Source organism: Nostoc sp. (assembly GCF_036917465.1).
Lineage (GTDB): Bacteria > Cyanobacteriota > Cyanobacteriia > Cyanobacteriales > Nostocaceae > Nostoc.
Genome location: NZ_JBALDL010000095.1, coordinates 1 through 15,515, shown reverse-complemented (window position 1 = coordinate 15,515; position 15,515 = coordinate 1). Strand labels below are relative to the sequence as shown.

At 41.8% G+C, this 15,515-nt stretch carries 13 protein-coding genes and 1 pseudogene; 10 read left to right on the top strand and 4 right to left on the bottom strand.

Going from position 1 to position 15,515, the window contains the following annotated elements:
* Nucleotides 1-1,121 (top strand): peroxidase family protein (locus V7K38_RS25860; RefSeq protein ID WP_334862006.1); only part of this gene is annotated, 1,121 nt, incomplete at its 5' end.
* 478 nt (nt 1,122-1,599) lie between these two features.
* Here V7K38_RS25860 and V7K38_RS29730 read toward each other — a convergent pair.
* Both V7K38_RS29730 and V7K38_RS25845 read right to left on the bottom strand, forming a co-directional pair.
* Nucleotides 1,600-1,974, bottom strand: a pseudogene (locus V7K38_RS29730) (DUF4277 domain-containing protein); the annotation flags it as partial.
* 1,039 nt (nt 1,975-3,013) lie between these two features.
* Entirely contained in the window at nt 3,014-3,136 is a 123-nt protein-coding gene (locus V7K38_RS25845; RefSeq protein ID WP_334862000.1) for a hypothetical protein, read from the bottom strand.
* Between the two features lie 490 nt (nt 3,137-3,626).
* Between V7K38_RS25845 and V7K38_RS25840 the strand changes: the two genes are divergently transcribed.
* Nucleotides 3,627-3,959, top strand: a complete 333-nt coding sequence (locus tag V7K38_RS25840; RefSeq protein ID WP_334861998.1) for a hypothetical protein — start codon at nt 3,627-3,629, stop codon at nt 3,957-3,959.
* A 210-nt stretch (nt 3,960-4,169) separates the two neighbouring features.
* Here the strand turns inward: V7K38_RS25840 and V7K38_RS25835 are convergent, their stop codons facing one another.
* Nucleotides 4,170-6,611: a hypothetical protein gene (locus V7K38_RS25835; RefSeq protein ID WP_334861996.1), complete on the bottom strand. Its 2,442-nt coding sequence runs from the start codon at nt 6,609-6,611 to the stop codon at nt 4,170-4,172.
* 540 nt (nt 6,612-7,151) lie between these two features.
* Between V7K38_RS25835 and V7K38_RS25830 the strand changes: the two genes are divergently transcribed.
* Nucleotides 7,152-7,307, top strand: a complete 156-nt coding sequence (locus V7K38_RS25830; RefSeq protein WP_334861994.1) for a hypothetical protein — start codon at nt 7,152-7,154, stop codon at nt 7,305-7,307.
* 24 nt (nt 7,308-7,331) lie between these two features.
* Here V7K38_RS25830 and V7K38_RS25825 read toward each other — a convergent pair whose 3' ends face one another.
* Complete coding sequence (locus V7K38_RS25825) at nt 7,332-7,676, bottom strand: hypothetical protein (protein WP_334861992.1); 345 nt, start codon at nt 7,674-7,676, stop codon at nt 7,332-7,334.
* 1,846 nt (nt 7,677-9,522) lie between these two features.
* Here V7K38_RS25825 and V7K38_RS25820 point away from each other — a divergent pair.
* From V7K38_RS25820 to V7K38_RS25785, 7 genes are all read left to right on the top strand, one after another.
* Entirely contained in the window at nt 9,523-10,110 is a 588-nt protein-coding gene (locus V7K38_RS25820; protein WP_334861990.1) for a sigma-70 family RNA polymerase sigma factor, read from the top strand.
* Nucleotides 10,107-10,454, top strand: coding sequence for a hypothetical protein (locus V7K38_RS25815; protein WP_334861988.1), 348 nt, complete (start codon nt 10,107-10,109; stop codon nt 10,452-10,454). The genes V7K38_RS25820 and V7K38_RS25815 overlap by 4 nt, the downstream gene beginning before the upstream one ends.
* 12 nt (nt 10,455-10,466) lie before the next feature.
* Complete coding sequence (locus tag V7K38_RS25810) at nt 10,467-10,949, top strand: Spy/CpxP family protein refolding chaperone (RefSeq protein ID WP_334861987.1); 483 nt, start codon at nt 10,467-10,469, stop codon at nt 10,947-10,949.
* Between the two features lie 705 nt (nt 10,950-11,654).
* Nucleotides 11,655-11,843, top strand: a complete 189-nt coding sequence (locus V7K38_RS25800; protein ID WP_334861985.1) for a hypothetical protein — start codon at nt 11,655-11,657, stop codon at nt 11,841-11,843.
* A gap of 280 nt (nt 11,844-12,123) precedes the next feature.
* On the top strand, nt 12,124-12,690 hold the full coding sequence (locus tag V7K38_RS25795; protein ID WP_334861983.1) for a ferric reductase-like transmembrane domain-containing protein: 567 nt from the start codon (nt 12,124-12,126) through the stop codon (nt 12,688-12,690).
* Nucleotides 12,691-12,767: 77 nt separating this feature from the next.
* Entirely contained in the window at nt 12,768-13,793 is a 1,026-nt protein-coding gene (locus tag V7K38_RS25790; RefSeq protein ID WP_334861981.1) for a WD40 repeat domain-containing protein, read from the top strand.
* A 232-nt stretch (nt 13,794-14,025) separates the two neighbouring features.
* Nucleotides 14,026-15,515: peroxidase family protein (locus V7K38_RS25785; protein WP_334861979.1), on the top strand; the 1,490-nt coding region annotated here is incomplete at its 3' end.

The following is a 15,515-nucleotide window of genomic DNA, read 5'->3' as shown; positions in this document are numbered from 1 at the left end:
TTGAAGCAGCACAAAACGAAGTACGCTGGGCTTATCAAAAGATAGTGATAGAAGACTTTTTGCCGCGCATTGTTAACGCGGATGTTCTAGAAGGTTTAAAAGACAAAACTCGTGACCAACGCGCTCAAAAGTATGCTCTTTACACAGAAGACAAACGCGAGAATTTACCCCGCGAATTTGTAGTAGCAGCTTACCGTTTTGGACATTCTGGAGTGCGCTTTGGTTATCGTCTCAACAATGATAAACGCTTTAGCATTTTCCCGGGTAGCGATAATGACAAACCAGACGATGACAGTTTGTTAGGATTCGAGCCACTGCCGAGTCATCATGTCATTGATAACTGGGCACGCTTTTTCCCACTCACAAGTCCAGGAGTTTTACCCGATGAGCTTCGTAACAAGCCTGCTAATGACAAAGAAAGACCAGAAGTACGCTTACAACTAGCTTACAAAATTGATTCCAACTTGGTTGACCCACTTGGCGTTTTACCGTCCCCTGTGTTGCCGACCAGCCAGAATGTTGGGGGGGTTATTAAAGAAGTTAAAGATGCAATAAGCCCTGACACTTTGCCAGACAAGAAAGTAGTACCACCACGTCCATCCCTGGCACTGCTTAATTTATTGCGAGGCAACAACTATAGAGTACAAGGGGGGCAACAGATTGTCAAAGCTTTACAGGACAAAGGTTTTACTCAGGCTATCCCTCTCACATCAGATCAACTCAGTGTGCGACAACCAGCGGGTAAAAATTCGGCGGGGGATGCACTGTTCAAGTTTGAGCCAATTGCTGAGAGTCTGCAAAACGACACCCCACTCTGGTTTTACATCTTAGCTGAGGGTCAAGCTCCTTTAGTAGATCACTTTGGTGTGGGAAAAAGTTTTTCCGAAGTAGACTTACTAAATGGTGTTGGCGCTAAAACTCAGCTAGGTTGGGTAGGTGGTCGGATTGTAGCCGAGGTATTTTATGGACTTTTAGATTCTGATCAGGAGTCTTATATTAATAAAGCACCTAAAGATTGGCAGCCAATTTTAGGTGGTGATAAGAAAGTTATCTTTGCTAACCTACTCAAATTTGCAGGTCAAAAGATCGAGCCACCTCCAACCCAGCAATTCTCATTTTAAGATTTCATGACATTTAAACCCTTGCATGACAAGGGTTTAACAATTCTTAACTATCCTGGGTATCGCTGGAATGACGCAAACTCGTTTCAAAATGAGAATTGCAGCCTCCAACCAGCACCCACAAAAACTCAAGTTTTTTCTGATGGTAAAAATGATAATTATGCAATCTGTTTTTGCTTGTTTGTGACTAGTTAGGTATTAGTGAATTTTAGGGCTTGCTCACAAATTCTGAGAACTTGCATATACCAAAATATAGCAATGGTCGGGCTTACTAAGACAAAAGGTAAACAGTCATCAGTTACCTTACTGTTAACTGATGACTGAATAAATGAAGTATGGAATTTACTTTGGGAATGAGTAGCGTCGGGGTATACGTATCTAACTTTTCACGGGATATGGAAAAGGGAAGATAGTTCGCGTATATCATTCGCAAACATATTTTTCTTGATTTCACCTCCCATTTCCCTTAACCGAGCAGTATTGTCTGTCTTCCTAATTTAATTTCTATTTCCTGCCTAGCAAGTGATTGCTTTCTTAATTCTTCTACCACCCTTGCCAATCTATCATCGCTAGCATCTTTCTCTTGTATTGACCATCCCGTCGTTAATTCCAATATTCTTCGGTGTGTTTCTACCCACGCTTCTACTGCACACAATCGAAGGTCTGATTGAGTGATTATGTATGTTAGCAATAATACACTCAACTGCCCATAGCTCATTCCTTAGTGGTTTCCGTGTGGTTTATTCAATTTTTGGTCGATATATTTGGCTATTTCAATTTGCTTGAGCCATTCCACTATCAATGGAATATCGTCTATCCGCTCGGAGTTTATTTTTACTTCTATCCCGCTCATTGATACACACCATTCCAAAAAAATCCTAACTTCACACAACCCTAAAATACTCTCTCATAATACCTTGGCTTGAAAAATCGTCTTAACCTTTACCGATAAAGCTATTAATTCCTTTTACAGCATCAAAATCAGCGAACGCACAGTCATTAAACACCTCTCTCCAGTTCCTTTACCAAGGCTAGAACCATATGCAAAGACTAGGATAAGATGTGTTTATGCTGATAATAATGTCACCATTCTCAGCATGGGAAAAGCACTTTCTCCTCGCCCAGATTTCGATTTGCAAAATTTATCACGATTCCTCTGAGTATCAGGTGTAGTACCTGTAGAACCATCAAATATTACTGTAGTCCATTTATGAAAGTCAGGTTTAAATGTTGTAAAACTCGCAGTAAGTTTTTAAAAAATTACTTGAAAAACTGTTAACCCGATACGAACTCTCGCATGAGTAACGGTACCTTCAGCAATAAGTCTTTTTGGTAGACAACAGGATAACCACCTTAATCCAGATATCATCCAATCCATGACTCCTAAATAACTTAAGTCACGGCGGATAGTGGAGAGAATCACGAACATTTAGGATAAAATTTGGTACTAGAATTGGTCCTTTACGACATTTAATTGATGGATTGCTCGCCAAGGATTCTTTGATCATAGTTGATAAGCGTGAAGCGATTGGTTGTAGATCATATCCATTTGTAAATTGAGCAAGTAGCTGATGATATTCTTTTTGAATTCCCATACAAAACTTTCAATTGGGACTGGAATTAAACTCTTATTAGGTTCAAATATTCATCAATATTTGTCAATGTATACGCACAGAATTTCTTATTTCAGCAAAACCTGTGAGAATAAGGGACATCTATGTAATTAGCAATTTTGACACGCTACTTTGGATGATATTTATTTATAGATAATAATTAAGTATTATTAAATTAACCTAACAAATTATTGAGTTATATTGGCTTTTGAAAAAAAATTTTTTAATATCTTACAATTTGCAGATTTAGTATTAGTAATAAATCGTCAGATGTTAATTTCATTCACGGGTATTGTCCCAAAACGTAATGGTGATTTCTAGCTTATCATCTGGTGATACTGACCGATTACTTAATGTGTCAGCTAGTTGATTACTAAGATTGGTACGGGGTTCTGGCAGCATAAATATTAGGATTTTAGCTATTAAATTATTTATTTATCACCGGGTTATTCGCTGTAGCTGCTATGGCGCGAAGCGCCGAGCAGGTAGGCGAATAACCCGGAACCTATTGTTGGCTTATTCTCACCTTGAAAAGAACTATTTTCCGGGGGTTTGGGGGACACCCCCAACAAGCAAACACGACGCTATTCCGTAGGAATAGTAGCGCTTTAGCGCGTTACGGCGTATTGCTTGCCTAACCCCACGCAACGGGATAGGGGGCAGAGGGTGCTAGGGGACACAACCGGGATACAGCGCTAACATCAACCCAGACACACAACGTACAACAGGCTGAATACAGCATTTAATTGCTTATATAAAACGCCTGGGGCAATGAGTACATCTTCTACATACTTAAAAGATATACACGACTATTTTCATCCTTCTGACCTTATGAACACGACTCCAGTTAAATTTATATAATCTGACATTCTATATCTCTTCATCATTTTCTATGACTAACCTTGGCCTACAGCGTGTAATCTCTAGAGATGTTCGCAGTGAAGTCATTATCAAATTTAGCGGCGCACTTCCGACTGCAAAACCCGCTCCTAACAACAAAATGGAAATTACTCTCACTGACAACAATGGCGTTAACTTCGTAGCTTTCATCAAAGCTAAAACTTGGCACAAGGCTGAAGTTACTACTTCTCAATTACCTAACTGGGCAGGCTCTATCTCTGGCAAGCTTGGCCCACGCCTTCGTAACGCCTTTGAAGTCCTTGACGCTGGTATTCAGATTTTCGAGAAGAAAGCAAAACCACCCAAAGACGAAACCGAAACCTAAACCGAAATTTTCACAATATGATTGATGCAACAATAAACACTACAACTTGATTGGTTTCCGTATACGTATTTTTTCAAAAACCCGATCCTGGGGGGTCTAATCTAAACCCCACTTAGGATTACGAACGCTGAAACCCGCATGGTTGTCAGTTTTTAATACCCCACCGTCCCCCCCCTTTTTTTTAAAACTGGGGCGACGGTGGGGTTAAGCTCAATTTTCTTTTAGTTGTTTGCCATTTTCAACTTTTTGTAGTGAATCCAACATCATTTGCGTATGTACAGTTTTGATTCCATCTTGTCTGTATCGCTCGAAAAATTCAATCGGCTTTCCAGCGATATAAGTTTTTCGTTCGGATCGCTTCTTAAATTGGTTTACAGTGTCACAGAAGAAGTGAGTGTTGTTGTAGCGGGCTGTACGTTCTTCAATTAGCTCATCGCCAGGTCGAAGCTCTTTTAGTTCTTGATAACCATTGCTGGTTTGAATCTCAAGCCATTTGTTAATTTTTAGTAGTGATTGATGGTCATAAGTAAGCTCTTGTGGGAAATTATCGCCATCACAAGCCATATTATAAAGTAGTTGATAAGTAGGATGTTTGCGTATATTATCATTGCTGTAATCACGAGCGCCACGTATGCGATAGAGAAAATTATTGGTGAGATTATTGTCATGTTCAAGTCGAACTAAACAGTAGTGCGCTTTGTTAATATAGGTTGCAATGGTAAAAGTATTCTCTAACTTATGTTCAATATCAAAGGGTAACTCAAGCCCGTATCGCTGCCAAAAAGCATCGATATGATTTTTTGCAAATAGGTCAAGTTGTTTTAATTCGTTACCGTTTTCTTGAAAAATTATATCCCAGTCCATCCCTGCAAGAGGCTGTAAAAATCGGGTGTAATTCTTCGTGTCAAACCACAGCTTGTTGTCATTGAGAAGATCCAAGCCTGGGAGTTTTGCATTATCACGCAGTACAGGTACATCCATTAGCGAATACATACCACCATCAGTTATAGACTGGCGTGTATGCAAACTCTTATTTAGCATCCAAGCGCCTACCCTGGCACGAGCAGTAATATTGTTGGCAACGACAGTATTACCAACTGCAAAGTACGGCGATGCTAACACGCCATAGCAGGTGTTAACAAAAAGTTTTAGCGCGTTCTGCTTCGCATCTGCTAAAAACTTATCGTCTTCATTGGCATCAGATTTCTTGACAAGTTTTAGCAGATTACGCTGATTAACTAAATTACCTATGAAGCCTTCAAGTGGTAAAGCTACCCAAGTTCTAGTACGATTATCGATAGTGTTATTGTGCAAGCCGTCTTTATTTTGGAGACGACCTTTATCAGCAATCACAGTAGCTATCCATTGATCAACGCCGCAAACTTGGTCACATGATTGGTAAGCGACAGCACAAATTAATTCCATATCCAACAGTTGCTTTATTTCATTATTTGTCGCAACTGATTTGATAGTTTTCATCACATCAGTGGTGATAATACCATTGCGAATTTGCTTGCGAATGAGTGCAAGTTCACCAGGAATGTGAGCGATATCATCGTCCCGGTGGTCGTCGGAATAATCTTTATCCCAATCGCCAAGTGCAGCATGATTAATTTGGTACTGTGTAACTAACTTGCTGTAAATCAAATCTTGAGCAAAGTTTAAATCACCGCTAACGGTGGCAGTCCATAAGTTATCAACTAAATTATCTTCGTTCTTAGCAAGCCATTTTCGTAGTGTAGGGCGTTTTTGGTTAGGGCGATAACTCCAAACTGTAGGCAGCCCCAAAGGATAAATAAAAGCTCTAAGTGCCGAACCATAGCAACTTTGCAAGTCAATGTCAGCACCAATACGGCAAACATATTCACTAGGTCGTTCGTTATTGCAGCGACCACCTTGAACGATAGCCGAAAAAGCTGCGCTATCGCAGGTAACTCCAGCAAAATAGTTAACACTAGCTTGACTGATGGCAAGGTATTTATATTTTGCTTGGTAGAATTGCTTTAAAAGCTTGTCCTGTCCTAATGATAGTGCTTGCTCTAAGCTCTCAGTCGTGCGATAAGTAGATGTGGCGTGTAGATAAGCCTTCAAGTTGTAATCATAATTTACAGCAGAGGTGTCCAGCAAGCCAAGCTTTCTCATTGCGAATTGCATTAGCTCTTTGTTAGCTCCTTGGGTGTGCAGCCACTTTAGTAAGGTAGCTGCCACGAGTGAACCTGTGGTCATAGGGATATTATCTTCAGTAAAGCAATCTTCAACTGGAATACCTATAATGTCAGCTTGTACCCAACGAACCAGTTCAACAAAAGCTTTGTAGATTTCGTGTAAATCATCGACATCACCCATCGCGTAAGCAGCAAAGATGGCAGGCATAGCTTCAAGTCCATCTCGCATTTTAGTTTTGTACCCATCCATCTCTGATTTAGCAGTCATTTGAAAGCCTACCGATTTTGCAAGTGATTGCAAGCCGCCCGTACCAGCCCAACCTTTCATGTCCTTGATGCTTAAGCTATAACTTCTATCTCCAACTTGCAATGTGATTGGTACTGGAGTGCTAATGTTTCGCTTTTGCTGTACCGTAGTTGAAAGATATAGTTTTCGTATTTTCTCCCAGCCCATTGCATACTCCAGGTCTTTTGGGGAGTAAAACATTAGCAATTTGATATGTTTGTGCTTAGAGTTAAGTCGCTCTAGAACTATTGAGAGCAAATCGGTTTCATCATTTATTGTCAAGAATATCAACTCTATGCCCTGGCGTACGCAATAGTCTGTTAGGGCTGCAAAGCATTTATCACTAACTAATTCAGTTAAGAATAGGAACCTGTGGCCTGAAGAACAGGAGAACGTTGTTGCAAGCCAGCTATTGTCTGGTGAGTGCCATTCGGCATCTGTTGCAATTGTTAGACATTTGCTGTCTACTTTTGCTAAACTAGGCATACTTCTTAAGCCTTTATTTATAAGGTTTGAATAACCGCTCGTGGTCTAAACACAGGCGGTTATTATTTTTGGCATTAGTGGCGCATATACTTGCTGACCAATTCTGTTATCTGGCAGCATATCATCTGGTGTTTTACATACAGTGTTTTGTTCTGTATACATATATTGACTGTTCGTGAGTACTGTTAATTTCAGCTAGAAAAATATATGAACGCTTCGCAAAATCAAGTGCTTGATAACGCGATCGCTCTATGATTGCGATGGCGCAAGCGCCCGAATTGCGATGGCGCAAGCGCCCGAATTGCGATGGCGCAAGCGCCCGAATTGCGATCGCGCCGTCAGGTCGGGACAGTTTTATCCAGACACTTGGGTTGGTCTACGTTTGCAGGTTTTGCGGTGAAGTTGCGTTAATCACCGCAACTTCACCGCAAAACCCTAAGCAGCACAAATGCTCAAAGCATTTTTGGTTGGTTCAGAATCATCTTCACCTGTCACATATTGGGGCTGAACAACATATTTTTGCAGTTCAAATTCCTCAACCGTGTCAAATCCGACCTTCCAGTTTCCGCGAGGAACTATCAGGGACGGGATTATTTCAACTGCATATTCCCAAACGGAAATATCGTCATAAAAGCTTTCTGTATAGATCCGTCCTACTACTGAACCCCTCATGGTGTAGTGCTTAGTCTCACCATCAAGTGTCCATTCAACCGTCTCACCTACTTGAAATATCGGCGCGGGAATGGTAATTAGCTGTACTATATTCGGAATTTCTGACATGATTATCTATGCTCCTTTCATGGTAATGACATGGGAGGGGAAGTCGTCACATTTTGGAGGGTCCAATCTCCGATTTGTGGCGCGATATTCCTTTATTGGGATTATACGCTGATTTTTGCCACATCGCACGGGCTTTTACAACCAATTTTGGGACTGCTAAATATTTGTTTACAACTTCCAGGCAACCTTGTAAGAGAAAATATCTCAAACATTAATAGACTGCTTTGTAGACGATTTTGTAGACAATTAGCATCGGGTTATCTTGTAGACATAAACGTATACAGTATGTAGACAATGGGGTAGCAAGGTTATTTCATTCCACTTTGATGACGCTGAGGTAGAAGCATTGTAGACATTACAACATCCTCTGGATAAATCCGTAAGTCAGACGGCTGCAAGGTTGCTAAGAGTAATGCTTATCGGCGTTAGAGACTTGTCTTTTTATTAAGGAATTAGAGAAGACTGCAACATCTAGCAGCCGCTCGACAAAAGATGGTACGTTGCTGCATACCTCTGTCCGTTTCGGTGTCTGACAGACACTCCCTGTCTGTTGGTGTCTGCTGTGGTATCTACTGGTGTCCGTGTTGTACAAGGGTTCTGTCTATTTCTGTCCGTGGTGGACTTTTCGTTTCGCCGTGAAAATAATAGACATTTGGGTTGTGGACAGTGGACAGACACCGAAACGTTTTGTGAAACGATAATCACGGCAAGTCTTGCACTATATAGGCTATAAGCTACGGCAGCGCTACGGCACACGAAACGTCACGGCGTAATTCATACCAGCACAGAAATCATCCGATATGCACACAGACCTTGGAAGTCTATTGCACTTAGCAGCATACCGTCAGCGGTGTGATGTACTGCGATCTACATTTCGTCTACACTGTCACCTGCTATGCTTGGAGTGTTTCATGAAACTGTTTCACAGGGTTTTATAGTGTTTCACGGGGATGAAACGCTATGAAACAGTGCCTACACTCGCCTGAAACGTGAAACATAAGACATGAAGCACTACCCGATTAGTGCTACCTGACCGCGTGACAATGACGATAAAGGAGTTACTTTTAAACGATTTTGGGATTTAGGAGAAACGTTTCTCCTAAATCCTGATTAGGGCTTGGAGTAGCCGTCTGTAAGAGGAGAAATGAGAATCCATTCAAACAGAAGGGGATATGAGCGTTCGTTCTACGTCTAATTAAGGTTTGTGAAGTTTAGATGAAGAGTTTTAGATGATTAATATTTTGACGAAATAATGGGGCTTCAAGCGGTGTAGACTGTCCAGAAAATACCGTGTACACCGGACACTATCACCAGGATTAAATGAGGCCACCGCCCCCAACTCGCAAACCCAACAAGCATTACAGGTAAGCGAGAATACCTTAGACCAAGTGAGGTGCGATCTATACTCGATGCCGCGCTAGAACGCAAAGCTTGTTATTCTCACCGTGATTATACACTGATGTTGCTCATGTTTCGCCACGGTCTGAGGGTAGGGGAAGCTGTAGGGGCTAAGTGCGGTTTAAGGGGGAGCAACGCGAAAAAGTGAGATCGGGGTTTAGTTCTCAATTACACCCCTATATTGTCAACAAAACCTGGTTTTTTAGTTGCGATGGCGTAACCGCCCACCGTAGGTGATCGCATCCTGAAACAACCTATACACGTCCCAGATTTCAGCACCTCACAAAATCGCGTTGCTCCCTTATGAAGACTTGATGGAAATCGACCATAAAATCCCCCGTTCAAAAGGTGCCCAAACTTCTAACCCATTTGAACCTTTTTCGCATTCATCCGGTCTAATAAATACAAGCTACGAAACGGATAGGGGGGAGCGCCTCAGGTGTTAGTTGTGCCAACCAAGGTTTCAAAAGCAAATCAATTCATTAGCGAATCTGAAAGCGAATCTGACAGTTATTTAGTACAGCAGTGCCTACGGGGTGATACCCAAACCTACGGTCAGCTTTACCGTCGCCATCAGCAAAGTGTGAGGTCAATCCTCTATAAACTATGCACTCCAGCGTCTCTCGACGATGTAGTGCAAGAAGTGTTTCTGCAAGCTTGGAAAGGATTGCCCAAGTTTCGCCAAACAGCAAAATTTTCTACCTGGCTGTACCGAATCGCTTGGAACCTGGCTTGTGACCAACGACAGGCAGATGTTAAAAGGCGAACTCAATTACAGATTCTGAGTGAAAAAACTCCTACCCAACAGGAAGCTCCAGAGTTAATGAATCTGCATTATCAAGACCTTGTGCAACGGGGACTAGCAAACCTAAGTTTTGACCATCGCACGATATTGGTTTTGCATGATTTGGAAGAAGTAGCTCAAAAAGAGGTAGCACAAATCCTAGATATTCCCTTGGGAACAGTCAAGTCACGCCTATTCCATGCTCGTGCTGCTATGCGTCAATTTCTCCAAAATCAAGGAGTACAGTTATGACTCAGCTCCCTAATGATGATCCTGACCTAATTAATTTTCTGTGCCAACATCGCCCAGAAGTTCCGCCAGCCTCACCTGATTTAGAACAACAAATTTTACAACAGGTGAAAACTTGGCATCAGCCACCCTTACGCCACTATTCAAGACCGAGGTTAGTTTTACCTGCTCTTGCTGCTGGATTAGTAGCTGCTATAGTTGGCTACTGCGCCTTCATACCGGCTCAATCGAGTCCGGCTGAACTTGCCACATTGCAAAATTTTATTGAAAGCAATTGGCAAGGAACAGTCAGTAACGAACATCTGGAAAGTGATGTATGGCATTTTACAGACTTAGATACTGAATAGGAGATCGCTTTGATGTTAATCCGTCGTGTTTCCATTTTGGCGGTGACGATGCTTGCCTTTAGTAGCACTATTGCTCTGGCCAAGCCAACTTTACTTTTACGCCAAGTTATTGCCCAAAGCCCCCTAAGTGTACCTCATCCAAATGGTGGTAAATCAGGGGGATGGCTCAAGGATTTGAATTTGACATCCCAGCAACTGCAACAGATTAAGGAAATTCATAATCAATCCAAACAGCAGATAGCCCAAAAATCACAGGAGATACGTCAAGGACAACAGGAATTACATGACCTGATAACAGGGACAGCTACTAAAGAGCAAGTGCGGGGTAAATATAACCAAATCGAGCTTGTAAAGCAGCAGCTTACTGATACCCAGTTTGAAAATACGCTTGCTATTCGGGAAATTTTGAACCCAGAGCAACGACAGAAATTTGCCGATCGCATGTATAAGAAAAATGTTCGCCCAAATCCTCCACCCGCAGCACAACACAATTAACTCTATGACTGTCAAGCCTAAATATTGGGTGTTGTTGCTGTTTCTCTTATCGGGAGGAATTAACCCCAGTTATGCAGCCTCCATACCTGTTTTTAGAATAGAGAACTGAATCGAAATAAAAATTTAGATAGTGGTATAGAAGTAGTGATTTTTATCTTTTCAGTCCTTGTATAGTAAGAGTTTCAGGCTCTACTATCACTACATATTTACCACTACCAAAATTTATAATTGTTGTCAGATGAGGTAAAATCGGTGAGTTAAAAATCCGACAACGCGTCAAATTAATCAAATATGGATCATTTGGCAGCAACTCTAGGAATTCCTGAACTAATACAATTTTTACGTCAACAATTACATGATTTACCAGATGAAAGGAAACCCGGAAATAATACTAGACCTCTTGCATAAGTGCCAAAACGAAGGCTGAAAGTATTGTAGTTACGTTACTGAAACTGACTTATGCAAGAGGTCTACTATATATCAGGTAGAAGATGCTGTGATGGCTGCATTTTCAATCTTTTTTACTCAGTCAATTGCATTTAACAACGAACTCTATCCACGTCTGGGTTTCAGCAGCTTCAGCTTCGCAATCCAATACTTCTCGGTTAAGAATTAAGCAGTATTGAGAAGTATTGGTTAGTAACCCCCTTTTTCAGCAGCGTTGTCGCTGGTCTTATTTCAAAAACCTCACCAACCTCTGAGGAAATGTTGCGGATTGTGCGGGACGAAGCATTCCCATTTATAAAGACTTTGGGTGCAAGTACGGCAGAAATTGAAGCGCGAGATTCCCTTTCAGAAGATCACGCTGGGATTACTGAAGCGTTTACCCTGATTCTGGCAAATCCACTTCTGTTGCCCTACAAATTTGACCCCAGTTTTTGCAAAACTGCATAAATATCTAATTAGGCGTAGATAGTTCTACAGAAGTACCCAGGCTTTACAAACATCCTCTCATGACGACTGTTCAATTCTTACATGATAAAAGTCATAACAAAAGTAGTCATAAGTCAGAAATAAGTCAGTAAATCTCAGGTTTTAACTCAGTTAGCAGTGGAGTTAGATAAATATACCAGTCTGACGATGGCAAGCTTTGACCTGACTCGCTGATGTAGGTGTAGGAAATATTTAACTTATAAAAAACTGGCTTTTATTAAAAAATTAACGAGGATTGTTCATGGCAGCAATCGATACAGCACCGTTAGAAAACAGCCTGGGATTTCTAGCTTTAGGAGCTTATATTCTCACCTTAATACCCACGAATCTCAGAATCATTTTTCCTCAAACTAAACAAGCGATCCTTCCCAAATGGCTGTTAAAATATCGACGAATTATCGGTATTCTAGCTTTCTGCTTGGCTTTGCTTCACGGTTTCCTGTTAGTGAAAAAGAGAGACCTTGATTTTTTAGATCCCAATACCTATTGGATTTATATCCAAGGTGTATCTACCTTCATAATTTTTACCCTATTGGCAATTACTTCTAATGACTGGAGTGTCAAAAGACTGAAAAAAAATTGGAAGCGATTACATACCCTGACTTACTTAGCCATGTTCCTGCTCACTTGGCACGTTTGGGACAAAATGTCAGAGCATTGGAGCTATTTAACCCCGATTGCGCTAGTAGGGATTGTTACGACAACTCTTTTATTTCTGATGCGACGCTGGATTGAATATCGAAATAAACAACAAAAAGCGAGAGAAAAAGCCTTATCATCTCAAATTCCAGAAAAAATTACTGCCTAGTACCGCTAGTTTCCGACACCGTTACGCAGTGGGTCCAAGTCAGATTATTCTCCCACTCGCACAAGGAATGTCCTGTTATGAGATCGAAACAAATTACCTGGAAATCTTCAGCAGCATTGGCAATCAGCACCCTAACGATCTTGGTTGGTAGTAGCAGTTGTGCTAGCCTATTGTCTTCCTTCCGAAACGCTAGTGTTGCTACTATCTCTGTTGCAACCACTCAACCCTTACGTACTGTCCAAGGAAATTCAACTTGGGTTTACGCGATCGCAATCAGCCCTGATGGACGCTTCCTTGCCAGTGGCAGTTACGATAAAAAAATTAAAATTTGGGATTTGCCTAGTAACACCTTACTCTACACTTTAGAAGGACACGGCGATGCAGTGGTAAGCCTTGCCATCAGTCTAGATAGCAAGCTGCTCGCTAGTGGCAGTTGGGATAACCGTATTAAACTCTGGAATTTAGAGACGGGGCAACTGCTTCGTACCCTAGATGGCCATACAGATGATGTAGAAGCCGTTGCCATCAGCCCCAACGGAAAGTGGTTAGCCAGTGGTAGTGCTGACAAAACCATCCGCATCTGGAATATGCAGACTGGCGTACAAGTCCATCAGTTCTTGGATGGAAAGTGGGTAAGAACTGTTGCTTTTAGTCCCGATGGGCAGACCTTAGCTAGTGGCAATGAGGGTGGCACACTCAAAATTTGGCGGCTCATGGATGGTGCTGTTCTACAAACCCTGAATGCTCATTCACAAGCCGTGCGCTCAGTGACTTTTAGCCCTGATGGACGGACTTTAGCGAGTGGCAGTGCTGATATGACAGTCAAACTCTGGCAAATGCCCACTGGTAAATTGTTGCACTCCCTAATTGGACATGAAGGAGTTGTGTGGTCAGTGGCTTTCAGTCCCGATGGCAAGAGATTAGCTAGTGGTAGCAATGATAGCACTATCAAGTTATGGGGGTTGCCTGAAGGCAAACTCTTGGAGAATTTGATAGGTCATGAGCGAGGCGTGCGGTCAGTAGTTTTCAGACCGCATGGAAACATGATAGCCAGCAGCAGTGCCGACAAAACCATCAAACTCTGGTCTCTTCCTAAAGAGTGACAAGAAGCTTTCAGAAAATAAACAAATCTATAAGGAGGAAATCTGATGATAGACAGGGATACATCGTAGCCGACATTAACTTGACAACTAGGCTATGCCATCTCTGCTTACAAAAGTGTCAAAGCTGTCAAAATCACTTTCTTTTGATAAGTTTATCGAAATCTAAAGTGCAGATTGCTTTAACGCAATAATCATTCAATCAATTAACTTTACCTTAATTTTGGAGCATCATATGAGTGGATTTGGTCACGGTTCCGTCGGCACACGAGAACAAGCATTTACACATTTACTGCCTTTAAGAGCAAAAAGCTATCCGACCCATGAACTGCTAAAACTTGCTAACAGCATGAAGTCGGAGCCTGATAAAGTCAAAGATGGTCCTGATCCTGAAGAAAATTTGCTGTTACCAGCAGGTTATACATACTTTGGTCAATTCATCGATCACGATCTAACCTTTGATAACACATCATCTTTGAACCCAGTAGATATTGGTTCTCAAGATCGTTTGCCAAGTAATTTACGAACTCCACGCTTTGATTTGGATTCCTTATACGGTGACGGACCTGATGCTCAACCTTTTATGTACGCTGAGGATGGGGCTACTCTTTTATATAAAAACGGTACTGAAAATCAGGTTAAACCTACCGCCAGTAATACAAAGCTAGTTGAAGACTTTAAAAATCAGGCAGATCAAGACCTACTGCGTAGCCCCAATGGTCGCGCGATTGTTGGTGACAAACGTAATGATGAAAACTCGATCATTAGTCAAATCCAATTGTCTTTTGTCAAGTATCATAATGCAGTAGTAGCAAAGCTCAAACAAGACAATCAGAAACTGCAAGACGATCATAAACTAACAGGTACTGCTTTGTTTGAAGCAGCACAAAACGAAGTACGCTGGGCTTATCAAAAGATAGTGATAGAAGACTTTTTGCCGCGCATTGTTAACGCGGATGTTCTAGAAGGTTTAAAAGACAAAACTCGTGACCAACGCGCTCAAAAGTATGCTCTTTACACAGAAGACAAACGCGAGAATTTACCCCGCGAATTTGTAGTAGCAGCTTACCGTTTTGGACATTCTGGAGTGCGCTTTGGTTATCGTCTCAACAATGATAAACGCTTTAGCATTTTCCCGGGTAGCGATAATGACAAACCAGACGATGACAGTTTGTTAGGATTCGAGCCACTGCCGAGTCATCATGTCATTGATAACTGGGCACGCTTTTTCCCACTCACAAGTCCAGGAGTTTTACCCGATGAGCTTCGTAACAAGCCTGCTAATGACAAAGAAAGACCAGAAGTACGCTTACAACTAGCTTACAAAATTGATTCCAACTTGGTTGACCCACTTGGCGTTTTACCGTCCCCTGTGTTGCCGACCAGCCAGAATGTTGGGGGGGTTATTAAAGAAGTTAAAGATGCAATAAGCCCTGACACTTTGCCAGACAAGAAAGTAGTACCACCACGTCCATCCCTGGCACTGCTTAATTTATTGCGAGGCAACAACTATAGAGTACAAGGGGGGCAACAGATTGTCAAAGCTTTACAGGACAAAGGTTTTACTCAGGCTATCCCTCTCACATCAGATCAACTCAGTGTGCGACAACCAGCGGGTAAAAATTCGGCGGGGGATGCACTGTTCAAGTTTGAGCCAATTGCTGAGAGTCTGCAAAACGACACCCCACTCTGGTTTTACATCTTAGCTGAGGGTCAAGCTCCTTT